23 protein-coding genes are annotated in these 26,182 nt (G+C 72.5%); 12 read left to right on the top strand and 11 right to left on the bottom strand.

Annotated elements, in window-relative coordinates:
* Positions 1–837, bottom strand: coding sequence for a PHB depolymerase family esterase (locus OO52_RS34195; RefSeq protein ID WP_030939038.1), 837 nt, complete (start codon positions 835–837; stop codon positions 1–3).
* A gap of 168 nt (positions 838–1,005) precedes the next feature.
* On the opposite strand from OO52_RS34195, the gene OO52_RS34190 reads away from it, so the two are divergent.
* The 5 genes from OO52_RS34190 (at position 1,006) to OO52_RS34170 (ending at position 5,858) form a co-directional block, all read left to right on the top strand.
* Entirely contained in the window at positions 1,006–2,085 is a 1,080-nt protein-coding gene (locus OO52_RS34190) for an isocitrate/isopropylmalate dehydrogenase family protein (RefSeq protein ID WP_030939035.1), read from the top strand.
* Positions 2,082–3,488, top strand: coding sequence for an NAD-dependent succinate-semialdehyde dehydrogenase (locus tag OO52_RS34185; RefSeq protein ID WP_030939032.1), 1,407 nt, complete (start codon positions 2,082–2,084; stop codon positions 3,486–3,488). Before OO52_RS34190 ends, OO52_RS34185 begins: the two co-directional genes overlap by 4 nt.
* A complete protein-coding gene (locus tag OO52_RS34180; RefSeq protein ID WP_051847899.1) occupies positions 3,485–3,982 on the top strand; it encodes a cupin domain-containing protein in 498 nt (165 codons plus the stop codon). The genes OO52_RS34185 and OO52_RS34180 overlap by 4 nt, the downstream gene beginning before the upstream one ends.
* Complete coding sequence (locus OO52_RS34175; protein WP_030939026.1) at positions 3,979–4,275, top strand: antibiotic biosynthesis monooxygenase family protein; 297 nt, start codon at positions 3,979–3,981, stop codon at positions 4,273–4,275. Before OO52_RS34180 ends, OO52_RS34175 begins: the two co-directional genes overlap by 4 nt.
* Before the next feature lie 1,253 nt (positions 4,276–5,528).
* Positions 5,529–5,858, top strand: coding sequence for a nuclear transport factor 2 family protein (locus OO52_RS34170; protein ID WP_030939023.1), 330 nt, complete (start codon positions 5,529–5,531; stop codon positions 5,856–5,858).
* A gap of 281 nt (positions 5,859–6,139) precedes the next feature.
* Here OO52_RS34170 and OO52_RS34165 read toward each other — a convergent pair whose 3' ends face one another.
* The 3 genes from OO52_RS34165 to OO52_RS34155 all read right to left on the bottom strand — a co-directional run bounded on the left by OO52_RS34165 (position 6,140) and on the right by OO52_RS34155 (position 7,918).
* Positions 6,140–6,907, bottom strand: coding sequence for an IclR family transcriptional regulator (locus OO52_RS34165; protein ID WP_030939020.1), 768 nt, complete (start codon positions 6,905–6,907; stop codon positions 6,140–6,142).
* A 128-nt stretch (positions 6,908–7,035) separates the two neighbouring features.
* Positions 7,036–7,569, bottom strand: coding sequence for a DUF4863 family protein (locus tag OO52_RS34160; RefSeq protein ID WP_030939018.1), 534 nt, complete (start codon positions 7,567–7,569; stop codon positions 7,036–7,038).
* A gap of 127 nt (positions 7,570–7,696) precedes the next feature.
* Positions 7,697–7,918 carry a hypothetical protein gene (locus OO52_RS34155; protein ID WP_030939015.1) on the bottom strand — a complete coding sequence of 74 codons (222 nt, stop codon included), beginning with the start codon at positions 7,916–7,918 and terminating at the stop codon, positions 7,697–7,699.
* Positions 7,919–8,288: 370 nt separating this feature from the next.
* Here OO52_RS34155 and OO52_RS34150 point away from each other — a divergent pair, with 370 nt between their 5' ends.
* From OO52_RS34150 to OO52_RS34140, 3 genes are all read left to right on the top strand, one after another.
* The gene (locus OO52_RS34150; protein WP_030939012.1) at positions 8,289–8,552 is read left to right on the top strand and encodes a hypothetical protein; all 264 of its coding nucleotides are present in this window, start codon (positions 8,289–8,291) and stop codon (positions 8,550–8,552) included.
* Between the two features lie 14 nt (positions 8,553–8,566).
* Positions 8,567–9,310: a nitroreductase gene (locus tag OO52_RS34145; protein ID WP_030939009.1), complete on the top strand. Its 744-nt coding sequence runs from the start codon at positions 8,567–8,569 to the stop codon at positions 9,308–9,310.
* Positions 9,311–9,600: 290 nt separating this feature from the next.
* Entirely contained in the window at positions 9,601–11,016 is a 1,416-nt protein-coding gene (locus OO52_RS34140; protein WP_199819991.1) for an MFS transporter, read from the top strand.
* Between the two features lie 112 nt (positions 11,017–11,128).
* Here the strand turns inward: OO52_RS34140 and OO52_RS34135 are convergent, their stop codons facing one another.
* The 6 genes from OO52_RS34135 to OO52_RS34110 all read right to left on the bottom strand — a co-directional run bounded on the left by OO52_RS34135 (position 11,129) and on the right by OO52_RS34110 (position 18,115).
* Entirely contained in the window at positions 11,129–11,911 is a 783-nt protein-coding gene (locus OO52_RS34135; protein WP_030939003.1) for an alpha/beta hydrolase family protein, read from the bottom strand.
* A 346-nt stretch (positions 11,912–12,257) separates the two neighbouring features.
* Positions 12,258–13,193 (bottom strand): SAM-dependent methyltransferase, encoded by a 936-nt coding sequence (locus tag OO52_RS51070; RefSeq protein ID WP_158712591.1) that lies wholly within the window; start codon positions 13,191–13,193, stop codon positions 12,258–12,260.
* 412 nt (positions 13,194–13,605) lie between these two features.
* A complete protein-coding gene (locus OO52_RS34125; protein WP_158712590.1) occupies positions 13,606–14,871 on the bottom strand; it encodes an MFS transporter in 1,266 nt (421 codons plus the stop codon).
* 26 nt (positions 14,872–14,897) lie between these two features.
* Positions 14,898–15,386 (bottom strand): DoxX family protein, encoded by a 489-nt coding sequence (locus tag OO52_RS34120; protein ID WP_030938993.1) that lies wholly within the window; start codon positions 15,384–15,386, stop codon positions 14,898–14,900.
* Positions 15,387–15,453: 67 nt separating this feature from the next.
* On the bottom strand, positions 15,454–16,116 hold the full coding sequence (locus tag OO52_RS34115; protein WP_030938990.1) for a hydrolase: 663 nt from the start codon (positions 16,114–16,116) through the stop codon (positions 15,454–15,456).
* Between the two features lie 112 nt (positions 16,117–16,228).
* Complete coding sequence (locus OO52_RS34110; protein ID WP_199819992.1) at positions 16,229–18,115, bottom strand: amidohydrolase; 1,887 nt, start codon at positions 18,113–18,115, stop codon at positions 16,229–16,231.
* 552 nt (positions 18,116–18,667) lie between these two features.
* Here OO52_RS34110 and OO52_RS34105 point away from each other — a divergent pair.
* Positions 18,668–20,578 (top strand): hypothetical protein, encoded by a 1,911-nt coding sequence (locus OO52_RS34105; protein WP_030938984.1) that lies wholly within the window; start codon positions 18,668–18,670, stop codon positions 20,576–20,578.
* A gap of 275 nt (positions 20,579–20,853) precedes the next feature.
* Here OO52_RS34105 and OO52_RS34100 read toward each other — a convergent pair whose 3' ends face one another.
* Positions 20,854–22,356 carry a GntP family permease gene (locus tag OO52_RS34100; protein WP_030938981.1) on the bottom strand — a complete coding sequence of 501 codons (1,503 nt, stop codon included), beginning with the start codon at positions 22,354–22,356 and terminating at the stop codon, positions 20,854–20,856.
* A 342-nt stretch (positions 22,357–22,698) separates the two neighbouring features.
* Between OO52_RS34100 and OO52_RS34095 the strand changes: the two genes are divergently transcribed.
* From OO52_RS34095 to OO52_RS34085, 3 genes are read left to right on the top strand one after another with little or no spacing between them, the layout of a single operon-like run.
* Positions 22,699–23,928 (top strand): CaiB/BaiF CoA transferase family protein, encoded by a 1,230-nt coding sequence (locus OO52_RS34095; RefSeq protein ID WP_030938978.1) that lies wholly within the window; start codon positions 22,699–22,701, stop codon positions 23,926–23,928.
* Positions 23,929–24,861, top strand: coding sequence for a hydroxymethylglutaryl-CoA lyase (locus OO52_RS34090; protein WP_199819990.1), 933 nt, complete (start codon positions 23,929–23,931; stop codon positions 24,859–24,861). It abuts the gene before it with no gap.
* Positions 24,862–24,910: 49 nt separating this feature from the next.
* On the top strand, positions 24,911–25,693 hold the full coding sequence (locus OO52_RS34085) for an IclR family transcriptional regulator (RefSeq protein ID WP_030938969.1): 783 nt from the start codon (positions 24,911–24,913) through the stop codon (positions 25,691–25,693).
* Positions 25,694–26,182: the final 489 nt, after the last annotated feature.

Raw genomic sequence — 26,182 nt, 5'->3', positions numbered from 1 at the left:
TCAGGCCCCGCCACCCGTCAGAACGTCGGCGAAGAATCGCTGGACATGGGGAAGAGCCGCCGAACCGCTGTGGCCCATCCCGGGTATCAGCTCGAAGCGCACCGGAACGCCGTGGCGCTCCCAGTTGTCGCGCAGGGCCGTCATGCGCTCGACGCGCGTGTCTCCCCCGGCGTCCAGGCCGGGTTCGGCGATCTCCCAGGTGTCGGTGTCGGCGTCGCCGACGAGCATGTGCACGGGCACCGTGCGCAGGGTGACGAGGTCGATCTCCCGGCCGAAGCGCTCGGCCACGTCCGCGGTACCGAGCCACCACGGCACGTCCGGGTCGATGCGGGTGATCCGGCCCGGGGCGCCGACGGACAGGGCGGCGAGCCGCTCCGGGTGCAGATACGCGAACCGGTGCGCGAACTGCCCGCCGCCGGAGAAGCCGTGCAGCAGGAACCGCTCGGTGGCGACGGTGTAGCGCCGGCCGATCTGCTCGACGATGTCCAGCAGCACCGCGTCGTAGCGGATCCCCTGGTGCAGCAGCCGCTTGTAGCCGTGCAGGTCGCCCGGGTCGGCGACGCCCGCCGGGAAGAGCGGGGCGAGGACGACGCAGCCGTGCTCCTCGGCGAACTCCCGGAACATCGTGCGGTACCGCTCCGCCGTGCGGTTGGTGCCGTGCACCACCACGACGAGGGGCAGCGGCTCGGTCGCCCGCTGATGGGCGGTCGGCACGTACAGGCAGTACGAGAAGCGCTGATCACTCTGCGAGGCGAAGAACGCCGTCACGCCGGAGTGGAAGAACTCGGTCGGGTGCAGGATCCGGGCGCCCGCCGTGGCGGGTTGTGATGTCTTCAACGGTTTCCCTTTCACCGCGGGTTGCCACGACCCCTATCTGTAGCATATGTATCAACTAGTCGACCAGATCGTAGTGAGTACTACAGTCGGTGATGCGTACTCCACCGCGTCCGCCACTCCCCTGCCGACCTGACGGCACGTCATAACCATTCCGACGAAAGGCAGTCCGTGAAGATCCTGGTCCTGCCCGGTGACGGCATAGGCCCCGAGATCACCGGGGCGACACTCGACGTGCTCGACGGCGTCGACCGACGGCTCGGCCTCGGCCTGGACTACGAGACCCGCGACATCGGGCTCGCCGCCCTGACGGCCTGCGGCACCACGCTCCCCGACAGCGTGCTCGAGCGCGTTCCCGAGGTGGACGGCGTGCTGCTCGGGCCCGTCTCGCACTACGAGTACCCCGGGCGCGCCGAGGGCGGGATCAACCCGTCGGCCGAACTACGCACCACTTTCCAGCTGTACGCGAACGTCCGCCCCTGCCGCTCGCGCCCCGGACTGAGCGTCCTGCGGACCCCCATGGACCTCGTCATCGTGCGGGAGAACACCGAGGGCTTCTACTCCGACCGCAACATGCACGCGGGCAGCGGTGAGTTCATGCCGGACGCGGACCTCGCCCTGTCGGTGCGCAAGATCAGCGCCCGGGCCTGCGAGAGAGTCGCCCGGGCCGCCTTCGAACTGGCGCGGGGCCGCCGCAGGAAGGTCACGGCCGTCCACAAGGCCAACGTGCTCAAGCTTTCCGACGGGCTGTTCCTGCGCGAGGTGCGCAGGGTCGCGGCGGACTTCCCCGACGTCGAACTCGAGGAACTCATCGTGGACGCGACCGCCGCGCTGCTCATCCGCAGTCCCGAGCGGTTCGACGTCGTCGTCACGACCAACATGTTCGGCGACATCCTCTCGGACGAGGCCTCGGAGCTGTCCGGCAGCCTGGGCCTGGGCGGATCCGTCAACGCGGGCGACGCCATCTGCGTCGCCCAGGCCCAGCACGGCTCCGCCCCCGACATCGCCGGCCAGGGCATCGCCAACCCCACGTCCCTGATCCTCTCCGCCGCCCTGCTGCTGGACTGGCGCGGACACCGGGACGGCGACGACCGGCTCCGCCGCGCCGCCGCCCTGATCGGCGCCGCGGTCGACGCCGTCCTGGACGACCCCGCCACCCGCACCCGCGACATCGGCGGCAGCCTGGGCACCGCCGCCTTCGCGACCGCTGTGCGCAAAGCCGTCGAGAACACCGTGGAGGCCGCCGCGTGATCGCCTCGATAGACCCGGCCACGGGCGTCGAACTCGCCCGCTTCACCCCCGCGTCGGACAGGGAGGTGGACGCGGTGCTGACCGGGGCCGTCGCGGCCCAGGCCGCCTGGCGCCGCCGCACCGTCACGGAGCGCACGTTCCTGCTGCGGCGGCTGGCCGACGTGCTGCGCGAGGGCAGGGACGGTTTCGCCCGGCTGATCACCGCGGAGATGGGCAAACCGATCAGCGAGGCGGAGGCCGAGATCGACAAGTGCGCGGCCACCTGCGCCTACTACGCCGAACACGCCCCCGCCCAGCTCGCCGACCGGCCCGTGGACTCCGACGCGGCCGAGAGCGCCGTGGTGTACGAGCCGCTGGGCGTCGTCCTGGCCGTGATGCCGTGGAACTACCCGTTCTGGCAGTTCGTCCGGTGTGCCGCACCGGCTCTCGCCGCCGGCAACGCGGTGGTGCTCAAGCACGCCGACAACGTGCCGCAGTGCGCCTTGGCCGTCCTGCGGGCAGTCCGGGAGGCCGGGGCTCCCGAGGGGCTGTGCGGCACCCTGCTGATCGAGGTCGAGCGGGTGGCGGACGTGATCGCCGACCCGCGCATCGCCGCGGTCAGCCTGACCGGCTCACCGCGGGCCGGCGCCGCCGTCGCCTCCCGGGCGGCCGCCGCCCTCAAGAAGCAGGTTCTGGAACTCGGGGGTTCGGACCCGTTCGTGGTGCTCGCCGACGCGGACGTGGAACGGGCGGCAGCCACGGCCGTCGCCTCCCGGTTCGTCAACGCCGGGCAGAGCTGCGTCAACGCCAAGCGGTTCATCGTCGAGGAGTCCGTCGCCGAGGAGTTCGTCGCCGCGTTCACCAAGGGCGCTGCGGCGCTGGTCGTCGGGCATCCGGCGGAGCGCCGTACCACGATCGGACCGCTGGCCCGCTCCGACCTGCGCGACACCCTCCACGGCCAGGTCCTGCGCAGCGTCGCCGCGGGCGCGGAACTCAAACTGGGCGGCGAACCACCCTCCGGTCCCGGCTGGTTCTACCCACCGACCGTGCTCGACCACGTCACACCGGGCATGCCGGCCTTCGGCGAGGAGACCTTCGGCCCCCTCGCCGCCGTCACCCGGGTGCGGGACGCCGAGGAGGCGATCACCATGGCCAATCGCACGGAGTACGGGCTCGCCGCCACCTTGTGGACCGGTGACCTGGAGCGGGCCCGCACCGTCGTGGGCCGGCTGGACGCGGGCGCCGTCTTCGTCAACGGCATGGTCGCCTCCGATGCGCGACTGCCCTTCGGCGGCATCAAGAAGTCCGGCTACGGCCGCGAGCTGGGACTCGAGGGCATCCGCGAGTTCGTCAACGTCAAGACCGTGTGGATCGGCCCCGCCACGGCGGACCGGCCCGCGCCGAACGGAGCAAACCCCCGATGAACACCACGCCCCCGTCCGCCTCCCCCGCGGACCACGCGCCCGCCGCACCCTGCGGCTCCTTCCCGCCCGCCGTCCTGCGCCCCGCCGAACTGCCGGCGTTCCAGCGCGGTGGCGGGGTCAGCACCACTCCCCTGGTCACCCGGGCGGTCGGCGCGCAGGTCTTCCTGAACGGCATCACCCTGTTCGGACCCGGCACGGGGATCCCCCCGCACACCCACGACTGCGCGGAGAGCGTCGTCGTCCTCGAGGGTGACGCGGTGGTGGAGATCGACGGCACCGAGCACCGGCTGTCCCCGTACGACACCACGTACGTCGCCGCCGGTACACCGCACCGCTTCCGCAACGCCTCCACGACCGCCCCCCTGCGGATCCTGTGGACGTATGCCTCGGTGGACGCCACCCGGACCATCGTGGCGACGGGGGCCACCGCCCGCGTCGACGCCGAACACACGCGGCCCGCCGAACCGGAGACCGGGACGGGAGGTCAGCCGTGATCACGGAGGTCGCCCGGATCGATGTCCGGCCCGGCAGCGAGGAGGCGTTCGAGCAGGCGGTTGCCGAGGCCATCCCGGTGTTCCTCGACGCGGCCGGCTGCCGCGGGATCGCACTGCACCGCGTCGTGGAGCATCCGCGGCGCTACCGCCTCGTCGTGTGCTGGGAGAGCGTGGAGCACCACACCGTGACGTTCCGCGCCTCCGACGGTTTCCGCCAGTGGCGGGCCCTGGCAGGTCCCCACTTCGCGACGCCGCCCGAGGTGGAGCACACGTACACGGTCCTTTCCGGGTGACGGGGCCGGACGCCGGACCGAGGCGGCGCGCGTGCGGCAAGGACGGCACCGTGGTCGAGGCGGCCGACCGGCTGATCTCCCGCGCGGTGGCGCCCGTCGCCCCGACCCCGTGCCGGGCACCGTCGCCGGGTTCGACGACCGCTCCCCCGGCTCGGCGCGGTGCGCTCCCGCGCGGTGGCGCCCGTCGTCCCGACCCCGTGCCGGGCATCGTCGCCGGGTTCGACGGCCGCTCCCCCGGCTCGGCGCGGTGCCGCTCGCCGACGACACCACACACTGCCGGCCGATCACGGTCCGGCAGGTGACGGATCCCGTCCAGAGCCACAGGGCGGTGCGCGAGACGTTCAGCCACCGTGCCCCGGCCGACGGCACCGCGCCGTCGCCCCAGGTTCGCCGCTGAAGCCCTGCCGACCGGTTGCCCGGGCACCGTCGGCCCCCGGCCCGCCGGCGCAGGCCGACCGGAACCGCTCCGGCCGCACAGGACCGCCCGCCGGCCGGCCCTGCGCGGCCGGGGCACACCCAGGATCTTGAGGCCCTGCGCAGAGGCAGTGTGTCCCCGGAAGGCTCGTCGGCGCCCGGCAGGCACCGCCCACCCTTCCCCACCGGCCGATGGGCTCCTCGGGCTGCCGCTCCCACCGGGAGACCCCACTGGTGGCGGCTGCGCAGCGGTCTCCCGAGCGTGGCGCGGTCGTCCGCGGCGGGAAGGGGCCAGGACAGGCGCTTCAGCGAAGCAGCCGTGCGCACCGGCTGGAAGGTGGCTGCCGGAGGCGGTGCCCACCGCGGTCGCCGCAGCGCCGCCGACCTGGTGCACCGACTTCCACGGCGACGTCTGCGCCGTCGACGTGCCGGCTCGATCCTGCGCGGAACGGCCGACAACCGGCCCGCGGGCCGCTGGCCGTCCGACCTGGCGCGGGTGCGGCCGGCCCAGGGTGAGCGGCTGCTCTGTGCCTGCGCTGCGGACCTGCGCAGCGCGACTCTTCCCCGGCCTGTCGCGATCGGCCGGCCTCGTACCGCGACCGACCGGCCACCGCCGTGATCCACCGTCGGATGACTGATGGCCCGACCACCCGGCGGGCGCCACGATGGGAGCGGGCACGGGGCGCCGATCGCGGGCGAAAGGGGCTCGGGGGAAGCACCCTCCCCGAAGGGGGCACGCCGAGCACGCCGGACGAGGCCACCGGCACCCTCAACGCCCTGGCCTGCCGGCAGCGCCGACGGCCCTACGTCAGCAAACGCCCGACCGAAAGGAGACCACCATGACCGCAGTCGAGGTCCCGGCCGCCATCCGCACCTTCATCGACGCCACCAACCGCGGCGACAGCGAGGCCTTCGCCTCCGCCTTCACCGAGGACGCCCACCTCTACGACTACGGGCGCGAGTTCCGCGGACGCGACCACGTGCGCGACTGGGACCGAACCGACAACATCGGAGTCCAGGCCCACTTCGACCTGGTCGACGCGGTGGCGGGTCCCGACCGGGACACTTACGTCGTCACGCTCGCGGTCACCAGCAACCGGTACAACGGCACGGGACCGATGACCTTCCGTCTGCGCGACGGCCTGATCGCCGACCTCCGCATCGGCTGACCCCGCAGCGAGCGGTGCTACACCGCGGCCACCGAGCAGAGCCGACAGGGTCCACGGCCCCGTACGGGGCGCTCGGCGTAGAGCGTCACTCCCAGCAGCGTCGGGCTGCTCGGAGCGGGGAGGAACGGCCCTGCGGGCGACGGTCTGCCTGGCTCAGCCTCCGGGCGGCGGGTGGACCGCCGCCCGCATCTCCGCGCTCCGGCCGGAGCATTCCAGGTGCCGCGGTCGGTGCGATGTCCAGCCAGGCGTGGAGACGGCGCCGTGTCCGGGCGAGCGAGCGATCACCCCGGGGACGCGGGGGTGCTCAGCGCCCGTCCGATACCACGGGCCGCGGCCAGCAGCGCCGGCACCAGCTCCATGGGCCGGGCCTCATCAGCGGGGACGACGACACCGATCGCCGCGACGGGCCGGGCGTTCCTCCCCGGTACGGGGACGGCGATGCCCGTCGCACGAGCGTCGACGAAGCCGTCGCACACGGCGTAACCCCGCCGACGGGCATGCGCCCACAGGCTGCGCAGGTCGCTCGGCTCCGTCGGCGTTCGGTCGCTCAGCCTCGTCAGCGGTCCGGCGAGGACCTCCTCCTGGGCCCGGGCCTCGGCGTGCGCCAGCAGCACGGCGCCGGCCGCCGCCGCGTGGGCGGGTATCCGGCGCCCGGCGTGCAGGCGCAGTCCCGGGAGGGCCTCACGGGCCCTGAGCCACTCGAGCACGAGCACGTCGGTCCCGTCGAGCACGGTCAGCTGGGTGTGCTGCCGCGTCGCCGCGTGGATGTCCTCCAGGAAGGGCATGGCGGCCTCCCGGAGGTCCAGGGCCCGGGCGCCGAGAGAGGCGATCTCCCACAGGTGCAGGCCCACGCGCACCCCGTGCCCTTCGGTGCGCTCCAGGAAGCCGACGTCCAGGAGCTGGGCGACCAGGCGGTGTGCCGTCGGTACGGGCAGGGCCGCCCGGCGGGCGATCTCGGCGACGGTCAGCACCCGGCTGTCATGACCGAACGCCGCCAGGACGCGTGCGGCACGGGCGAGCACCGACTCACCGGCCTGGGAACGCGCCATGTCCCGTCTCCGTTCGCCCGGCCCGGTCCGCGGCCGCCGCCGGAGGCCCCGGCGGGGTGCCCCCGGGCCGCCGGGATCCGTTCACGGCGGCGGGGCGCCGTACCCTACTGGCCCCTCGTGGCGCCGTACTACGCGGCGGCATCGGCGGACCGGGAAGGACGGATGTCGTAGGAGATCCGTCCGGCGGGGAGGTAGAAGAGGGCGATGAGTGCGCCTCCTCGCACCTCGGGGTAGTGGTGGCTGCCCGGGGCGGGCGCGGTCCAGCCCGGTCCCTGCCAGCCGTTCGGTCCCACCAGTTCGGCTCCGGGGTCGATCGGGACGACCAGGTTCAGTTCACCGTAGGGGTGCGCGTGGTACTGGCCCCGGTAGCGCTCGACGCTGTCCATGTAGACCGCGGTGATGCTGAAGTAGTGCGTCTCCTCCGTCGGTTCGGCGATGCGGCTGCGGCGGTAGCGAGGACCGTCGACCTCGATGTTCGCCGCCCAGCCCTCCTCCAGCACACCGATCTTGATCAGGCGCGCCAGGTCCTGGTAGAGCTCGCTGTCCGGGCCGTAGGTGGTGTTCAGCCAGCTCTCCAGGTCCTTGCCGGCCGTGCGGTTCCTGACCTCGGCCAGGAACGGGATGCTGCGCTCGATCAGCGCCTTGCGGCTGTCCTCGCTCATGCGTGGGGTCCTCTCGTGTCGCCACTCGGTCTGATCCAGAACCATGCCTCGGCATTTCATTACAGTCAATACCTGTAACGAAAGCCGTTAGCAGGCGATCACCCCCGCACGCCCGGACCGCGGTCGCTCAGCAGCGCGACCCTGGAGGACCCCCTCGGGCGGAATGGCCCTCGCCGTCCACGGCGAGTGCCGGCCAGGCCGTGGCGACGACCCGTTCCGCGAAGTCGGCCGGGACCTCCCGGGCGGTCCGCAGGTAGTCGGCGAAGCAGCTGCCGAAACACAGGGTGACGACCATGTCGAGGTGCACGTCCTCACGCACGGCACCGCGCCGCGCCAGCGCGAGCGTCATGAGGGGCCAACCGCTCCATGTCCAGCGGAGGGCAGGCCTCGCGCTGCTTGCGCGACCCGTACGCCAACGCGTCGATGAGGAGGTTCGCGCTTGTTCCCCCAGCGCCGGTACAGGTCGGCCGCGTGACGTCGGCACCGACGACAATGTCACCGATCGTCTCGATCAAGGCGACCAGAGCAGCCGGGTTGCCCCTCTCCCCCTCCGCACCAGCACATCACGGGGCCCCGGTGCGCCGCCCGCAGCACGACTGCCGTCAGGCGCCGGAAGAAAAGTCCGACTTTCTTTACAGCTCTTGACCGTAATAGAACTCGCCTTTAGCGTGACGCGAACCACAGAGCGTGGTGACGCGACCGAAAGCGAGGAGTTCGCGATGGTGACTGCTCTGGAGCCGACCGACCACATCGTCCCGGTCCCCGACGCCGCCGGGGACCGGAACGCCCGAACCCGGACGATCCGCTTGGCCGGGGACCACCTCGCGGCCGCCAGGGGCGAAACGACGGGCCACACGGCCGTGACTCGTCACGCGACCGTCACGGACCACCCGGCCGTGACGGGCCACCCCGGCGTCCGGGGCGCGACGACGAGCGTGCCCTCCCCCGCACCTGCCGGTCACCTCGTTCCGTCCACGGCCTGACCATGGAAACGACCATGAACCACACCCCGGCCACGGCGCCGGTCCCGGCCCCGGCCCCGGCCCCGCCCCGGGTCACGGTGGAGGACGCCCTCCGCAGCCGGCGGAGCGTGCGCGCGTTCCTGCCGACGCCCGTCCCCCGGTCCACAGTCGAGCGGCTCCTGACTCTGGCCGCCCGGTCCGCCAGCAACTCCAACTGCCAGCCCTGGCAGGTCCACGTCGTCACCGGGGCGGCGAAACGTTCACTCACCGCAGACCTCCTCCGGGCCCATGCCAACGGCGACGGGCGGGGACGGGACTACGAATACCAGCCCGAACAGGACGCATGGCGCGAGCCGTTCCGTTCACGCCGCCGCCGGTTCGGTGAGGGCCTGTACCGTGACACGCTGGGGATCGGCGCGGACGACATCGGCGCCCGGCTCGACCATCACCGGCGCAACTACGACTTCTTCGGTGCACCCGTCGGCATCATCCTCACGACCAGCCGTCATCCGCTGCAAAGCGCCCTCGTGGACGCGGGCCTGTTCCTCCAGGCCCTGATGCTCGCCTCTCGCGCCGACGGCCTGGACACCTGTCCCCAGGCATCGCTCATCGACTTCTCCCCGGTGCTGCGACGGCGCCTGCTGATCCCCGACGACCAGCTGATCGTCTGCGGACTCGCCCTCGGGTACGCCGACCCCGCGCACCGCCTGAACCGGCTGCGCACCCCGCGCGAACCCGTCGGTTCCTTCGCGACCTTCCACGGCGACGAAGCCGAGTAGAGGCCCATCGAGCCCGTCGGACGGCTTCCGCCGCGTCCCCATCCCCCGTGGACGGCCACACACCGGCCTGCCCGCAAACCGGCCACGCGTCCCCGCGTCCCCGCGTCCGCGGCACGTTCCCCGCGTCCACGTGCTCTGGCAGGCGCTGCGGCTCCCGCCGTGCCCGCCCAGGAGTCTCGTACGCCTCCGGCCCTCATCCGCCTCCCCTCTTCCTTCCGCCTCCCCTCTTCGCGCAGTCCCCGCGCGAATGGCCGATTAGGCCCTCGCCACACCTGAAAGGTGGGATCTCCGTGTCCTCACAGGTTCCACGCGACGCCTCGGTGCGTCTCGACGTTCTGATCGACCAGCGGCCCGTCGGCAGGTTCCACTACCTGCTCCTGGCCATGACCGGTTCGGTGATGTTCCTCGACGGCCTGGACACCCAGGCGATGAGCTACGCCGCCCCGGTCGTCGCCCGGGACTGGCATCTGACCGCCTCCGCCCTCGGCCCGGTCTTCTCGGCCTCGGTCGCCGGGCTCATGGCCGGCTATCTCCTCCTCGCACCGCTGGCCGGCAGAACGGGCCACCGCCGGCTCATCATCTGGTCCGTCGCGTGGTTCGGAGTCCTGACGCTGCTGTGCGCCGTGGCGGAGAGTGCCCCGCAGCTGCTCGTCCTGCGCTTCCTGACCGGTACGGGCCTGGGGGCCGCGATCCCGAGCGCGGTGGCCCTGGCCAGTGAGTACGCTCCGGCGCGGCGGCGTTCGACGTTCGTCATGCACCTCTACTGCTGGCTGGCCGCCGGGTTCGTCGCAGCCGGCCTCATCTCCCAGGTGGTGATCCCCGCCTGGGGATGGCGGTCCGTGTTCGTCGTCGGCGGCGTCCTGCCCCTGCTGCTGCTCCTGGCGCTGCTGCGGGCCCTGCCCGACTCCCCGACCCACCTGCTCCTGCGCTCGGCGGACGGCTCCCGGCTGCACGCCACGCTCCGCCGTCTCGCACCGGACCTCGGCCCGGACACACGGGTCCTCGCGCCCGAGCGCCGCGAGGCCGACGCGGTCACCACCGAGCGTGCGCCGCTGCTGGAACTGTTCCGGCGGCACAGGCTGCCCGGCACCGCCCTGCTGTGGCTGGCGTTCATGCTGAACCTCGCCGTGTTCTACGCCCTGCAGAGTTGGCTTCCCAGCGTCCTCGCCCAGCTGGGCCACTCCCAGTCGACCGCCGTCGCCGCGACCGCGCTGACCACGGTCGGCGGGATCGTCGCGGCCACGTTCATCGGACCGTCGATGGACAAGCACGGCCCCTTCGGGACGCTGGGCGTCGTCTACCTGCTCGGGGCGGTGTTCGTGGTGCTGCTCGGCGCGGCCGTCGACGGTGGGGCGGGCGGCCTGCTCCTCACCGCGTTCCTCGCCGGGACCTGTGTCACGGGTGGCCAGATGAGCGTCATCGCGCTGGCGGCGGTGCTGTACCCGCCGAGAATGCGCACCACCGGCATCGGCTGGGCCCTCGGCATGGGGCGCATCGGTGGAATCGCCGGCCCCCTGCTCGTCGGCGTCGCGTTGGACTCGGGAGTCGCCGTACGCGTGGTCCTTCTCGCGATGGCCGGTGCCTTCCTGGTCGCCAGCCTGGTCGTCGTCGCCCTGAGCAAGGTCTCCCGCACCGTCCGGACCGCCGACGCCGCCTTGCCGGACAGTCTCGGTGGCGACCTGCCCACCAGCCGCGCGGCGGCCTAGAGGCCGGTTCGGTCGCAGCCGTTCACCCCTGCCGTCGCGGGTGAACGGCTGCGCCGTCCGCGCCGTGTCCGGCACGGGCCGGCGCGATGTCCGGCAGGGAGGGTGCGCGACGTCACCACGGCTGCTCGGGACCGGCGAGGTAGCGCGTGGCCCAGGCCGCCAGCACCGCGGACACGTAGGCGGCGTCGGACCGGTCGGTGAGCAGATGGTCCGCGCCCGGGATCGCGACGAAGGACTTGGGGTGGCGGGCGGCGTCGAAGATCTGCCGTGCGTTGTCCACCTCCACCGTCTCGTCGGTCGGGGAGTGCATGACCAGCAACGCCGTGTTCAGTCGGTGGATGCGTTCCCGCTGCGGCTGGGCGGCGAGATCCTCGAGGAAGCGCCGGCGGATGCGGAAGGTCCTGCCGCCCAGGTCGACTTCCGCCTCGCCGCGCCGCTCGATCGTCGCCCGGTCGTCCTCGAACCTGTGCACCACGTGCTGGGGCGACACCGGACTGCCGATGGTCGCCACCGCTCTGGTCTCAGGGATGCGGTGCGTCGCGGCGAGCACCGCCGCGCCGCCGAGCGAATGGCCGACCAACAGGGAGGGCGCCGCGAAGTGGTCACGCAGGTGGTCCGCCGCGTGCACCAGGTCGTCCACGTCGGAGCTGAACGTGCTGTCGGCGAAATCTCCACCGGACTCACCGAGTCCGGTGAAGTCGAAGCGCAGTGTCGCGATTCCGTACTCCGTCAGGGCCCGTGAGATCCTCGCTGCGGCGAACGTGTCCTTGCCGCAGGTGAAGCAGTGCGCGAACACGGCGTACGCCCGGGGCACCGCCTCGGGAAGCTCCAGTCGCGCCGCGAGCGGCGTGCCCTGGGATCCGGTGAACTGGACTCGCCTGCTGGTCGGGGGCATTGCGGTATTTCCTTCCTGGTTGCCGCATGTCAACGATGGCGGTGTCCGGTGACGACCGCACTGGTGCCGCGTGGCATCCCGCGGAGGGATGCCACGGCGCGCTCGCCGCCCTGACTGAGCGCCACACGTGTGTCCGGGGCGTTTGTGAGACGGAATGCCGCGGCCGGCTCCTGTACGACGTCACCGACCGCGGTGTGCCGGACATGTGATCCGCGTGGGCCGACGGCCCGCCGCCGGGCTGTCCGCGACCACCAGAGGCACAGCGCACCGATGTCGCCACGAGCGACGTCCGACCGCGCGGGCGCCCGCCACGCCGGCCCCGCGAGGCGGCGCGGCGGGCGCGTGTTCACCCCAGCGTTCCGTGCGCCAGCCAGAGGTTCACCTCTTGCGGGCGTCCCTTGCGGAACATCTCCGGGATCACCCGGCCCCGCGCTGTGATCTCGGCGGCCAGCGTGGTCACCTCCGGGCGCCAGCCGTGGGACGGCAGCCACCGGTCGGGCGGGGTGGGCGGGCCGTCCTGGAAGAAGCTCAGGATCCGGGCGATGACCGCTTCCTCTGCCGCGTCGACCGTCGACACGTCCTCCGGGCGCGGAATGGACTCGTAGTACTCCAGCGCGAGGCGGCTGCCGGGGGCGCTGAGTCGGGTCAGACCATCGAGAAGCCGCTCGGACTGCGGGCCGCTCAGGTACATGAACAGCCCCTCCACCAGCCACATGGTGGGAAGCGCGGGGTCGAACCCGACGCCGGTCAGCGCCGCCTCCCAGGGGCCGCGCAGGTCGGCGACGACCGTGCGGCGACGCGCGGTGGGCTCCAGGCGTGTGCGCGTCAGCACGCTCTCCTTGAAGCGCAGCACCGGTTCGGTGTCGACCTCGTAGACCGTGGTGTCCGCGGGCAGTTCCAGACGGTAGGCCCGCGCGTCCAACCCAGCCGCCAGGACGACGAGTTGGCGGATGCCGACGGCGCAGGCCGCGGTGACCCGGCTGTCGTAGTACCGGGTGCGCACGCCGAGGAACGTCGACAGCATGTACCAGGTCTCGGTCAACTCCCCCTGGTCGTCCTTGGGTCCCGTCGGCAGGGCGCCGTCCGGATCCGTGCGGATGGCGTGGCGGGCCAGGTCCACCACCGCCGTCGCCAGCGGGTCGTCGAACAGCCGGTCCTGCCGGGCCGACTCGATCGCCCGCATGTGGGCCGTCATCAGCCCGGTCCAGCCGACGTCCCCCGGCAGGATCACCTGCCCCTCGTCCGCCCGCCCTTGTGGCTGATGCGACGTCTCACGCTGCACGTGTACCTCTCCGTTCCGTTGACGGCCGGCCGCGACCGGCCCGGGGTGTCCTTCATTCGTCTCGACGGCCACAGGACTCGGGGACCGGCACCCAGGACGAGCGGCGAGACCGTCTCGCCCCACCTCGCGAACCTGGCGGTGGATCCCTCCTCCGCTCCGTCGGCTCCCCCACAGCCGTCGGCCATGCGCCGAGGTGGCGGGGGCGTTGTCGTGGCCGGGGGCCCGGCGGCTCGGGATCGCACGAGTGGAGCCGCTTGCCCGCCCCGACTCGGCGACGGCGTCGCCGAACTCCTCCCAGGCGGGCTCCACGTCGAGCTTCCCGGCCGTGCCGTACGGGAGGTCGACCGTGCCGGCGTCCGGCCGTCCAGTCGGTTGCCGATGCGAGGAAGAGCCAAGTCCGTCACCACGAGCGTCATGCCCCTTGGTCGAGTCGTTCACCGGGCGTGCCGAGGTGGCCCGGGGAAGGCGCGGTGAAGGTACGCAGCGCCACCATGAGGGCGGTGAGACCCACCAGGGAGACCGCTCCCGCGACGAGGGCACTCGCGGTGAGCAGGCTCGTCGTCCGGGAGAGGAGTCCGATGACGACCGAGGGCACGGCCATGCCCACATAGGCGGCGACGAAGTAGGTGGAGGTCACCGCGGCGCGGCGGCCCGGGTCGGCCAGGCGGTTCAGCTCGGCGAGGCCGCCGCGGAAGATCAGCCCGACCGCGGCGCCGGCGATCAGGGTGCCCAGGAGGAACAGCCACAGTGTCCTGACGTAGAGGGCGCCCTCCAGGCCTGCGAGGCCGCACAGGAGGAGCGCCAGCCCCGTGCCCACCGAGCGGCGGGCGGGCAGTCGCGCGAAGACGGCCTGGCTGATCGCACCGGTGACGAAGATGAGGAACGACACGGCGCCGATCACCGCGAGGTTGTGCAGACCGAGGGTTCCCCGCAGGAAGCCGGGGACCAGGCTGCTGAACAGCCCCAGGACGCTGAAGGCGGCGAAGACCGCCAGGGCCGCACCGGCCACGGCGCCCCGCATGGGGGCCGGGACGCCGATGTCCGGCCGGAGCGTGACCGGGCCGTCGCGCCGCGAGACCGTCTCCGGGACGGCCGAGAGGGCAAGGGCGGCGACAGCGATGATCCCCAGGTAGCCCCAGAAGACGGTGTCCAGCGGCGCCGGGGCGTACTCGGCGAGGACACCGGCGAGCAGGGGGCCCAGGCCGAGACCGGCCATGTTGACCCCGGAGGCGACGACGGCCGCGGCACGATGGTCACCACGGGGGTGCAGTTCGGCGATGGCCGCGGTGGCGGTGCCGCTGGCGAGTCCGACCGCCAGGCCGCTCAGCACCCGGGCGACGACGAGCGTCGCCACCTGGTCCGCGACGAGGAAGACGCCGGTCCCGACGGCCGCCAGCAGCAGGGCGGCCGCGAGCACCCGTCTGCGTCCGATGTGATCGCTGAGACCGCCGAAGAACAGCAGGGTGATCAGCGTGCCCACCACGTACACGGCGAACACGACGGTGACGGTCAGGGGACCGAAGCCGATGCGGGACGCCCACAGGACGTAGAGAGGGATGGGAAGGGTGCCGCCGAGCATCATCGCGGCCAGCACGCCGGCCATGAGGGTGTATCCGGTGCGGGCGCCGCTCGTCGGCGGGGCGGTGTCGGTGGGGTACCGCGCATGAACGCGCGTCATCATGAGTCTCCTTTACGGGGGTCGTGTCATGTCTGTCGCCGGTCCGTGAGAACCGTCCTGGCCAGCAGCCCGCTGCCCGCCCCCGCCACGACCGCGGCGGGCGCCGCCCACCAGGGCCATACGATGGACAGTGCGGCGTCGAGCGACCACGCGCCCGGGCCGGTCGCGGCCAGGACCGCGGCGGCGGCCACGAGCACCAACGGGAACTCGTAGCCGTCGTGCTGGACCCAGAAGCCGTTGCGCCACTTGACCGTGACCGCGACCGTCATGACGCCCATGGCGGCCATGGCGGCCAGCGGGGTGAGGGCGCCCAGCGCCAGCAGCAGTCCCGAACCGATCTGGGAACCGCCTGCCGCCAGCGCGGTCAGCACGCCCCCGCGGAAACCGTCCCGGCGGAACTCCTCGACGCCCCCCGCCAGTCCGTTGCCGCCGAGCCAGTACGTCACCTTCTGCACGCCGTGCCCGGCGACGAGGAGGCCGACGGTGAGCCGCAGGATCAGCAGCCCTGTGTTCATGTGTCACCTGGTTTCCGGCCCGGGGCGGGCGGGAGCGCCTGCCCCGGGCCACGGGATCAGGACCGGTTCAGCCGGCGGAGGCCGGCCCGAGGAAGCGCTGCGCGTAGACCACGCCCTGCCCATAGGCGCCGGCGTGCTCCTGGACGATGTCCATGACGGCGCCGTAGGTCTCCTGACGGCCCCAGTCACGCTGGAGTTCGAGCAGGACGGCCAGCCAGTTGACGGGGACGGCGCCGGCCGCTGTCATCCGCTGTACGGCGTTGTCGTGCGCGACCTGGGTGGCGCCGCCCGAGGCGTCGGTGACGACGTAGACCTCGTATCCCTGGTGGAGCGCCGAGAGGGCGGGCAGGGCGACGCACACCTCGGTCCACAGGCCGGCTATGACGATCTTCTTGCGGCCGGTGGCCACGACCGCCTCCACCACGGCCGGGTCCTCCCAGGGGTTCATCGTGGTGCGGTCGATGACCTTGTGGTCGGGGAACACCTGGGCCAGCTGGGGCAGGATCGGGCCCGAGAAGGTGTCGGCGGCCACCGTGGTCAGCACCGTCGGCACGTCGAAGGCCGCGGCGGCCTTGGCGAGCCCGACGGTGGCGTTGATGACGGCCCCTCGGTCGTCGCTGCCCACGGCGAAGAACATCTGCGGCTGGTGGTCGGCGAAGAGGAAGACGGTGTTCTCGGGCGTGAGCAGGTCGGGGCTGGGACCGGGCTGGACGGTGGTGAGTCCGGACATGGTGGGGCGCTCCTCGGATGTGTGGTGTGCACTGTTGTGATCGGACAGGGCTGCTCGGCGGCGTGCGTGCCGCCGCGGCCGCGGAGGGGGTCGAGTGGGGGCGCGGTGGCCCTCAGTGGGCGAAACAGCTGTCGAACGGACCGTCGTCGGCCGCCTGGTCGGGCAGCAGGCCCCGCCGGACGCGCCATTGACGGTGCTCGTCGGACTCCGCGATGGCCTCACCCAGGAGTTCGGCCTGACGGGCACCGGCGCCGCCCGCCCGGCCGGCCGCCTGGTAGCCGCCGTAGTGGGCCACCGGGCTCCATCCGGGGCTGACGGCGGGGAGGGCGTCGTCGAGACCCTCGTACTCGGACGCGGCGTAGACGATGCGGCCACCGACGACGGTCAGGAGGGACTCGATGTGCGGGATGTCTGGTTCCGGTACCGCGAAGAAGTCCCGGTCGAGGATGGTGAGGTCGCCCAAGTAGCCGGGCCTCAGCAGGCCCTTGGTCTCTTCCTCGCCGGTGAGCCGGGCTCCGCCCATGGTGTACAGGTCGAGTGCGGTGGCCCGATCGACCCGGTTGGCCCGGGGGTGGAGCGCCAGGCCGCCGACGCTCCGGCCGGAGACGAGCCAGTGCAGCGCCACCCAGGGGTTGTAGGAGGTGACACGCGTGGCGTCGGAGCCGGCCGCAACGGTCAGTCCGCGCTGCAGCATGGCCCGCAGCGGCGGCGCTTCGGCGGCTGCGGCTGGTCCGTAGCGGCGGACGAACGCCTCTCCCTGAAAAGACAGGCGGTTCTGCACCGAGAGGGCGCCGCCCAGGGCACCGACCCGGTCCAGGCTCTCGTCGGAGATGGTCTCCGCGTGGTCGAAGAGCCAGCGCTGTCCTGCGGGGAACAGCCCTTCGGCGGCCAGCTTCTCGAACACCTTCAGATCGCGGCGAATCGTCTCGTCGTAGGTGGCGTGCAGCCGGAAACCCCAGCCGTTCTCCATGAGCAGGCGCACCGCGGATTCGAACTCGCCCTCGTAGGAGCCGAGTTCAGGGCGGGGCTGGGCGAAGTTCTCGAAGTCCGCGGCCGCCCAGACGAGGTTCTCCCCCGCCCCGTTCAGGCGCAGCCACGCGTCGCCGGCGCCCGGCCGGACCATGCCCATCCACCGCTTCAGGTCGCTCAGCTCCTGCCCGGGTGTCTGCGGGAACAGGTGGTAGGCGATTCGGAGGGTCAGTTCGCCTCGGCGGGCGAGCTCGGTGACCGTCTCGTAGTTCTCCGGGAAGGACTGGAAGCCGCCAGCGGCGTCGATCGCCGAGGTCAGGCCGAACCGGTTGAGTTCGCGCAGGAAGTGGCGGGTGGAGAGCTCCTGGTCCGCGGCGTCGAGGACGGGCGCCTTCGCCAGAGTGGAGTAGAGGATCAGCGCGCTGGGCGCGGCGAGCAGCATGCCCGTGGGTTCGCCGTCCCGGCCCCGCACGATCCGGCCGCCGCGCGGGTCGGGCGTGTCGCGGGTCAGTCCGGCGGCCTTGACGGCGGCCCGGTTGAGGATCGCCGACTGGTACAGGTGCAGGACGAACACCGGAGTGTCGGGGGCGGCCTCGTTCAGCTCGGCGGGGGTGGGCAGGCGCCGTTCGGCGAACTGCTCGGCCGTCCAGCCTCCGACCACCCGCACCCACTGGCCCTTCGGTGTGCGGCCGGCCTGCTCCCTCAGCATCTCCAGTGCCCGGCGCAGGGTGGGCACGCCGTCCCAGCGCAGCTCCAGCACGTAGTTGAGCCCGCCGCGGATCACGTGCAGATGAGCGTCGTTCAGCCCGGGGATCACGCGGCGGCCGAGGGCGTCGACGACCTGGGTGGAGCCTCCGACGAACGGGGCGATGTCGCGGTCGTCCCCGAGGGCCGTGATCCGACCGTCGGTGATGGCCAGTGCCTCGGCCTGCGGACGGTGCGGATCGCCGGTGTGTATCTTCGCGTTGCGCACCACCAGATCGGCGGCGCCGTCCGCTGCGGCGAGTGGTTCGACGCCGCCGACGGGCATGCTTGTCACGCCTGTGCCTCCTTCGGATGGGTAAGGTCGATCGGTTCCGCGGTGCGGAGGAACCGCGCTGGCGCCACGCGGCGCTGTTCTTCCTTGACGAGCGGGACGCGTCGTGCGGGTCGGGCTCGGTGGTGAACTCGTATGCGAATGTGCCGTGTTCACCGGTGAACCGTCGCAGCCAGTGTGGGGAGGCGGGCGGCCGGGGGGCATCAGTCGCGTGACTGGGGAAGCGCGAGTCGGTAGTGGCGCCCCGGTCGTCGCACCCGCCACGCGGTCAGCCGTTGTGCGGGCGGGGCATATGGCGTTTGACTGCCGTGACTCCGAGACGCGCGGGTGAGTACTGCCCGGTGATCCGCGGTTCCGTGCTCAGCGCGGCTCGATCGCCCGCGGTCGCGCCGGACACCGCCCCGCCCGGGAAGCCGGCCTCGACGGGGCGCAGGTGGCTTCGCCGACCGTGCCCCGACGCCGCGGACGGAGCGTCTGCTGCTGCGGCCGGTTCGGCCTGGGTTGAGGGCCTTGTCCCACCATCGAGCAGGCGGGGATCATGACCGCATGCCAAACGCAGAGCAACTCCACGAGCTCCTCGCACGCGCCGGACTCATGGTCGTCGAGGACGTGCGTCCGGGCAGCCTGTTCCCGCCGGAGGCCGGCTGGCGGATCGCGCGGGGGATCGCGGCTCCGGACGGCGGAGCCCGGGAGGCGCTCGACGCCGCGTGGTGGCGCCGTCTTTGCGATGCCGACGGCGAGTTCTTGGTGGCCGTCCTCAGGCACCGGATCGGCGGCAACGACTCCTGGTGGACCCGGGTCCGGCACGCCGGGAGCGGCGTGCCGGAGTTGACCGGCGACCCCGGGTTCGTGGCGCTCTCCCTCGACGGGCAGGTGCTGCTGGCGGAGGTGCTCGGCGCGGACGGACCCCGGGTGACAGCCCTGGACCGACTGCCGGAGCGGCTGGAGGAGGCCGCTGCGGCCGCCGGGCGCGAGACGGAGGCCGAGCGCGCCGAGGCGTGGGCGGCGGTGCCGGGACGACGTGCGTTGCCTCGGCACTGGGCGGAGGGGATCGGGTTCAATCCGGCCGCGACGGACGAACTGCTCATCCGGCTGCTCGATGTGGCGGACGGCTTCCTGCACGGATGCGACCGGCCCGCCGTCCTCGACGCTGCCGTGGCGCACCCCGATCCGCGGGTGCGGTCGAGGGCCGCCGATACCTTCCGGCCCAAGCTCACGTCCGATCAGTGGGTGCGCCTGGTCCGCGCCGAGCCGTCGCCCGATCGACGCGTGCTCTGGGCGGAACACGCCTGCATCTGGGGCGCCGAACTCCCCGAGGACCTGTACGACGACCTCCTCGCCGGCCCGTCCCGCGCGCGAGCCGCCGAACTCCCGGGGCTCCCCGCACAGCACCTCCCCGGCCTCGCGGCCGACGCAGATCCCCGGGTGCGGGCGGCGGCCTGTGCCCGGTGGGAGGACCTTGCTGCGCCGCTGCGGGAGCGGCTGCTGGCCGACACCGACGACGCGGTGCGAACGGCTGCGCTGCTCGCCCACCACGCCGACGTGCCCATGCCTCGCGAGGTTTTCGCCGCCCTGCCCGACCCGCGGCGGGCGCTCGAACGGTGCCGCCTCGCGCCCGAGCTGGAGGCGGAGCTGGTCCGGGACGGGGAGGCGGAGGTACGCCGGGCGCTGGCCGCCAATCCGGGCCTGGGCGCGCACGGGGTCGCCGTACTGGCGGAGGACCCGCAGGGCGACATCCGCTCCGCGGTGGCGCTGCGCCCCGACCTCACCGAGGAGCAACGTGCCGCGGTCCGCCACGACTTCGACCCGACGACGATGTCGCGCACCCTGCCCTGGGTGGAGGACCTGCACGGGGACGCCGACGCGATGCGCCGCCTCGCCGCGTCGTCCCACCCGCTGGTCCGCCGCAGTGTGGCCCGAGCCCGGCGCCTCCCGCCGGATGTCGTGGCGCGCCTGGCGCGGGACGGGGACCGGGTGGTCCGCCTGTTCCTCGCCGAATCGTGCGAGGACGCACCGGCCGACATGCTGCTGGAGGTCTGGCGCTGGTGGGACGGCAGCTTCAGTCACCCCGACCGGCCCCGCGGCCACCCGAACTTCCCCCGTGCCGGCCTGCTGAGCTACATCGCAGACCCCAGCGGGCGAATGCGCCGTCTGGCCCTGGACGATCCGGAGTCGACACCGGCCCACGTCGCACGCCTGGCCCGGGATCCCGAAGACGAGGTGCGCCGCCGCGCGGCTGAGGACCCCCGCCTGTCACCGGCCGACGCGGTACGTCTGCTGAACGACCCCGAGGCCCATGTCCGCGACACCGCGGTGCGCAATCCGCGGCTGCCGGCTCGCATCCTGACCGGGCTGTTGCACGACCGCGACACGGCATGCGCGGCAGTCACCAGCCCGGCGATCCCGGTCTCCGTCCTGCACCGCATCCTTACCGCGGCTGCGGCAGCCCCGCGCTGAGCACCGACACCCCGCACGGCCGGCGTGGGCGGCCCGACGCTGCACTCCGGCACGCCTGACCGGCCACGGCCACCCGTGCTCCGACTTCCCGAGCACCCGCCGTACCCGGTCGTACGTGCGCCGCCGGCGCGCCGGCCCACCCGGGCGGCTGAACCGGCCCCCACCAGAGCATCGGCAGCTTGTCAGCCGCTGTTTCCTCCGCCAGGGCACCTGGCGGAGGAGGCCGAAGGGGCCTGCCGGGATGTTGACCGGCAGGCCCCTTCGGCTCGGTGGTGTCAGAAGAACAGCAGACTGATCGGCTGGAGCAGGACGATGGCGACCACGGAGGCCAGGGAGACACCGACCGTGCAGGTCTTGAGGGTGCCGCGGGTGGTCTGCCCCATCAGTGACTGCAGCAGCCAGAAGGTGTTGCTGGTGACGTGGACGGCGAAGAGCGAACCGGTCCCCGCCGCGAGGGCGATCAGCACGGGGTCGATGCCGAGACCGGGGGCGAGCGGGGCGAGGATGCCGGCGGCCGTGATGGCGGAGATGGTCACCGAGCCGACCGCGATGTGCAGGACCGCGGCGATCAGCCACACCAGCAGCAGCGGAGCGAAGGTATGGGCGCCGAAGTAGCCGCGCAGGATGTCGCCGAGGCCACCGGCGGCGACCACGGCGGCGAGCGAGCCGCCGACGGCCGTGAGGATGAGGATCTGGCCGCTGTCCTTGAACCCCCGGGCTATGGCGTCGTCGACCCGCTTCCGGCCCATGTGCATCCGGCCAACGACCACGGTGCCGATGAGTCCGACGAGCAGGGCGACGACGGGGTCGGCGAGGAAGGCGAGCACGCGGTTGTGCCAGCCCGCGGCCTCCGCGACGGCCCCCGCGGCGATCAGCAGCAGGGCCAGCAGGAGCGGGGCGAAGCTGAGCAGCAGGTGGGGCCGGCCGACGGCGGTCTCCGCCCCCTCCGCGTCCGCCCCGGCGCCGTCGGGGCCGTCGGGGCCGACGAGCGTGGCCGTGGTCGCCCCGGCAGATGACGAGTCCGTCCCGTGCCGGGTGATCTGCGACCGGGCCACGGTGGTCTGCTGTCCGGGCTCGGCCGTCTGCTCGGTGCGCGCCTCGTCACCGGCCGCGAGATCGGCCTCGTGGGTCACGGCCAGCTCGTCGCTGGCGGGGTTCCAGAAGCCCTTGTGGAACAGGAAGGTCATGATCGCGACGGAGATGATGATGGTCGGGACGATCAGGACCAGGCCCCACAGCAGCATGGTGCCGAGCGGTACGTGCAGCAGCGCGGCGAGGGCGAGTGCACCGACGCCGGGGACGACGAGGACGATGCCGCACTCCAGTGCGATGGCCATGGCGACGGCCATCCGCGGCGTCCCCAGGTGACCGATCCGGCGGGCGGCGGAGCGGGCGAGCGGAGCGGAGATGACCAGCAGCACGTCCAGGTAGATGGACTGCAGCAGGGTGCCGATGGTGAGGGCCAGCGAGTAGGGCAGCCGCTTGGGCCCGAACAGCCGGATCAGCCGGTGGACCAGTTCCTCGATGGTGCCCATCTCCTGCAGGATCGCGCCCATCAGGACACCGAAGGCGATCAGGAGACCCACCTCGGCCATGATGTCGCCGAAGCCCTTCGTGATCGTCTGGACGGTCTTGTCCAGGCCGAGTTCGGTCGTCAGCCCCAGGTAGAGGGAGCCCAGCACCAGGGAGATCACTGGGTTCACATGGAATCTGACGATCAGGACGACGGTGGCGATGATGGCCACGGCCGTGTTGACCAGGACCGGGACGTCTGACATACCGCTCGCTCCTTGACTGCGGCCCCGGGGGCCGTGCTGTGCGGGTGGGAGCAGTGGTCGGCGGACTGCTGATGCTGCGACGCCAGTGTCACCGCTCGCGTGAAGTTGCTCGGATAACCGAGATCCGTGGGATGGCAACTCATGATGAGGGGGAGGTCACTCAAGGTCAATGGTTGAGCCCGAAACAAAATCACCCCGTGGACTCTGCCTGACGTTCATCTACTGCCTCAGGACACCCCTGGTCAGCCGTCGGCCGCTCCATAAGACTGCTTGACGGAAGTCATCATCCGCCCGCATTCTGAGTTGCGAACCCACATTGTGAGCGACACTAGGAGGGTGCTCATGGCTGGAAGCAGCGAGAGTGAGGGGTACTCGCCGGGGCCCCTGGCGGGCCTGCGCGTGGTGGAACTGGGCAACTTCATCGCCGCCCCCTCCGCAGGCCGGCTGATGGCCGACTTCGGCGCGGACGTCGTCAAGGTGGAACGGCCGGTCGGCGGCGACGAACTGCGCCGCTGGCGGCTGCACGGCGGCGACACGTCGTTGCTGTTCCGGGCGATGAACCGGAACAAGCGCTCCCTCACCCTGGACCTGAAGCACCCGGAGGGTCGGGACGTAGCCCTGCGGCTGATCCGGCGCTGCGACATCGTGCTGGAGAACTTCCGGCCCGGCACGCTGGAGCGCTGGGGGCTGGGCATCGAGCAGATGCGCGAGGTCAACCCCGGCGTGATCCTCACCCGCATCTCGGGCTACGGGCAGACCGGCCCCTACCGTGACCGGCCCGGTTTCGGGGGTGTGGCGGAGGCGGTCGGCGGACTGCGGCACCTGACCGGCTACCCGGACCGGCCGCCGACCCGGGTCGGCGTCAGCCTGGCCGACTCCGTCGCCGGCCTCTACGCGGTCATCGGCGCGCTCGCCGCCCTGCACCGGCGCGCGGCCACCGGCCGGGGCGACACGGTCGACGTCGCCCTGTACGAGGCGGTCTACTCACTGATGGAGTCCCTGACCCCCGACTACGACGCCTTCGGGGTGGAGCGGGAACGCAGCGGAAGCTCCCTGCCGGGCATCGCACCGTCCAACACCTACCTGTGCTCCGACGGCCGGTACGTCGTGATCAGCGGCAACGGCGACTCGATCTTCAGGCGGCTGATGCAGGTGATCGGCAGGCCCGATCTGGCCTCCGACCCGGATCTCGCAGACAACGCCGGGCGGGTACGCCGCGCCGAGGCACTGGACGACGCCATCTCCGCATGGACCGGCGGCCTGCCGCACGACGAGGTGCTCAAGCTCCTGGACGACGGACAGATCCCGTCCGGACCCATCTTCACGGCCGCGGAGATCGCCACGGACCCGCACTTCGCGGCGCGCGGCATGCTCGAACGCCACCGGGTGGCCGTCGCCGCCGACGACGAGCGCGAGGTGGCGTTCCCGGGCGTCGTGCCCCGGTTCACCGAGCAGCCGGGCCGTACCCGCTGGCTCGGCCCGGAACTGGGCGAGCACACCGACGCCGTCCTGGCCGAGATCGGAATCGACGCGCAGCGCCGCGCGGCGCTGCGCGACATGGGAGTGGTGTGAATGAACGGCATGCCCGAACAGGTCCTGATCACGGAGGTTCTGCTCCGAGACGGACTGCAGATAGAACCGGTGATCGTGCCGACGGCGGACAAGCTCCGGCTCGCCTACGGCTTCCTCGAGGCCGGGCTGACCTCCCTGGAGATCGGCTCCTTCGTCCACCCCGCGAAAGTTCCGCAGATGGCGGACACCGACCGCCTGGCCGCACAACTGAGCGCCGGGGAATCGGTCTCCTTGCACACGCTGGTCTTCAACGAGCGCGGTGCCCGCCGCGCGCTGGACGCCGGAGTCCGCCACGTCCGCCTTACCGTCTCGGCGAGCGACGGCCACAGCCGGGCCAACGCCGGCGTGCCCACCGAGGAGGCTCTGGACCGGCTCAAGCCCGCCGCGGAGCTGCTGGCCGAGGCCGGGGTCCAGCTGGAGGCCACCATCGCCACGGCCTTCGTCTGCCCCTTCGACGGCGAGACACCACCCGAACAGGTGGTACGGATCGCCGACCGTCTGGCCGGCCTGGGCATCTCGGTGCTCCACCTCGCCGACACCATCGGCGCGGCCAGCCCCTGGCACATCCGGCGGACGGTGAAGGCCGTCCAGGCGCGGCTGCCGCACATGCCGATGGGCCTGCACCTGCACAACACCTACGGCATGGCCTCCGCCAACGCCTGGGAGGCCCTCCAACTCGGTGTCCGCCGGTTCGACGCCGCGCTCGGCGGGGCCGGGGGCTGCCCGTTCGCACCCGGCGCCGCGGGAAACATCGCCACCGACGACCTGGTCAACCTCTTCCACCAGGCCGGCATCGCCACCGGCATCGACGTGGAGCGACTGGCCGCGCTCCGCGAGGAACTTCGCGTCCTGCTCGGGCGCAAGCTGGACTCGGCACTGTCGGCCGTGCCCGCGGCGCCGGCACCTCTGCGTGCCGGGCCCACACCCGGCTGACATACGGTATGTCCTCGTAGACGACGAGTCCTGGCGGGGAGACACGGCGATGAGCGAGAACGAGAGAGGCGGCACCGCGCCGCTGCTTGTCCTGAACAAGATCCGGCAGATCCTGGAGTGCTTCACCGTCGAGCAGCCGGAACTGAGTCTCCAGCAGATCACCAAGGCCACCGGCCTCCCCGCCAGCACCTGCCAGCGCCTGGTGCACAACCTCACCCGCGAGGGCTTCCTCGACCGCGTCGACGACACCTATCGCATCGGCCTCGGGCTGGTCCGCTGGGCGGCGCCGGGCACCTTCGGCCTGGACATGGTCCAGTTGACCCGCCCGGCCCTCCAGCAGCTGCGCGACCGCACCGGTGAGACGGCCTGCCTGTACGTGCGCGACGGGGCGTTCCGCACCGTGGTGTCGCTCGCCGAGACCCGGCACGTGGTCATGCGGCTGTTCATGATCGGCATGGTGATGTCCCTGCACGCCGGGTCGGCCGGCAAGGTCTTCATGGCCTTCGACCCCTCGGCGCGCCGTGCCGCGGTCAGCCACGGTCTCACCCGCCACACCGCGCGCACCGTCGTCGACATCGACGTGCTGGACCGGCAGCTGGACGAGATCCGCCGCAGAGGTTTCTCGGCATCGTTCGAGGAACGAGACCTGGGCGCCGCCTCGATCAGCGCACCGGTCTTCGGCAGCAGCGGCGACCTGGTCGCCGCCATCGGGATCGGCGCGCCGACCCAGCGCCTCACACCGGCCGACGTGAGCCGCCTCGCCCCGGTGGTCATCGAGGCGGGCGAGGAGGCGTCACGTCGCCTCGGCTACCGCCCCGGCAGCCGTCCGTAGCCGACCGGCGCGGCCGCGGGTCGGCGGCGGTCGCCGCCGACGCCCCTCCGACGGTGCGGCTCGGCGCGGCCCGTCCGGGACCGGTCCGGGGCTGGGCCGGCTGTGTCAGTGCTCGGGAAGACGCGTCCCAGGGCCGTGGCGGAGCCGAGCTGGGTGTCGGTACTCGTTCGCTGAACGCGCTGAGCATCCCGAAGGGTCGCCGTGTCCAGGGCCTGGGGCCCAAGCTCTGCGGGGCCGGGGCGGCGGTGAGCGGTTCATCGCGGCGCTGGGCGTCCGGCTCGGGCGGGCGTGGCCGGGTGAGGTGGAAGGGGTCGGTCGTCCGGGGCCGTCGGCGTCCTGGGTTCGCGGTGGTCCGTGAGCGGCGCCGTTCGGCGGGAGCGACGCCTCGGGAGCGGCGGTACGGGCCGCGGTGGGTGCACCGTGCGCACCGGCCGGTGGAGGCTGGCCCCGGTCTGCGTCTCCTGGCCGGTCCTTCGCCCGCCGGTACGG

Source organism: Streptomyces flaveolus, assembly GCF_000716535.1.
Taxonomy (GTDB): Bacteria; Actinomycetota; Actinomycetes; order Streptomycetales; family Streptomycetaceae; genus Streptomyces; species Streptomyces flaveolus_A.
Note: the sequence above shows the minus strand (reverse complement) of the source record. Positions and strands in the feature narration are given on the sequence as shown.

Coding starts and splice junctions, on each gene's coding strand:
- OO52_RS34180 (WP_051847899.1), top strand. CDS start 3,485: ATGAACACCACGCCCCCGTCCGCCTCCCCCGCGGACCACGCGCCCGCC.
- OO52_RS34170 (WP_030939023.1), top strand. CDS start 5,529: ATGACCGCAGTCGAGGTCCCGGCCGCCATCCGCACCTTCATCGACGCC.
- OO52_RS34165 (WP_030939020.1), bottom strand. CDS start 6,907: ATGGCGCGTTCCCAGGCCGGTGAGTCGGTGCTCGCCCGTGCCGCACGC.
- OO52_RS34160 (WP_030939018.1), bottom strand. CDS start 7,569: ATGAGCGAGGACAGCCGCAAGGCGCTGATCGAGCGCAGCATCCCGTTC.
- OO52_RS34155 (WP_030939015.1), bottom strand. CDS start 7,918: ATGACGCTCGCGCTGGCGCGGCGCGGTGCCGTGCGTGAGGACGTGCAC.
- OO52_RS34150 (WP_030939012.1), top strand. CDS start 8,289: ATGGTGACTGCTCTGGAGCCGACCGACCACATCGTCCCGGTCCCCGAC.
- OO52_RS34145 (WP_030939009.1), top strand. CDS start 8,567: ATGAACCACACCCCGGCCACGGCGCCGGTCCCGGCCCCGGCCCCGGCC.
- OO52_RS34135 (WP_030939003.1), bottom strand. CDS start 11,911: ATGCCCCCGACCAGCAGGCGAGTCCAGTTCACCGGATCCCAGGGCACG.
- OO52_RS34125 (WP_158712590.1), bottom strand. CDS start 14,871: ATGACGCGCGTTCATGCGCGGTACCCCACCGACACCGCCCCGCCGACG.
- OO52_RS34120 (WP_030938993.1), bottom strand. CDS start 15,386: ATGAACACAGGGCTGCTGATCCTGCGGCTCACCGTCGGCCTCCTCGTC.
- OO52_RS34115 (WP_030938990.1), bottom strand. CDS start 16,116: ATGTCCGGACTCACCACCGTCCAGCCCGGTCCCAGCCCCGACCTGCTC.
- OO52_RS34110 (WP_199819992.1), bottom strand. CDS start 18,115: ATGCCCGTCGGCGGCGTCGAACCACTCGCCGCAGCGGACGGCGCCGCC.
- OO52_RS34105 (WP_030938984.1), top strand. CDS start 18,668: ATGCCAAACGCAGAGCAACTCCACGAGCTCCTCGCACGCGCCGGACTC.
- OO52_RS34100 (WP_030938981.1), bottom strand. CDS start 22,356: ATGTCAGACGTCCCGGTCCTGGTCAACACGGCCGTGGCCATCATCGCC.
- OO52_RS34095 (WP_030938978.1), top strand. CDS start 22,699: ATGGCTGGAAGCAGCGAGAGTGAGGGGTACTCGCCGGGGCCCCTGGCG.
- OO52_RS34090 (WP_199819990.1), top strand. CDS start 23,929: ATGAACGGCATGCCCGAACAGGTCCTGATCACGGAGGTTCTGCTCCGA.
- OO52_RS34085 (WP_030938969.1), top strand. CDS start 24,911: ATGAGCGAGAACGAGAGAGGCGGCACCGCGCCGCTGCTTGTCCTGAAC.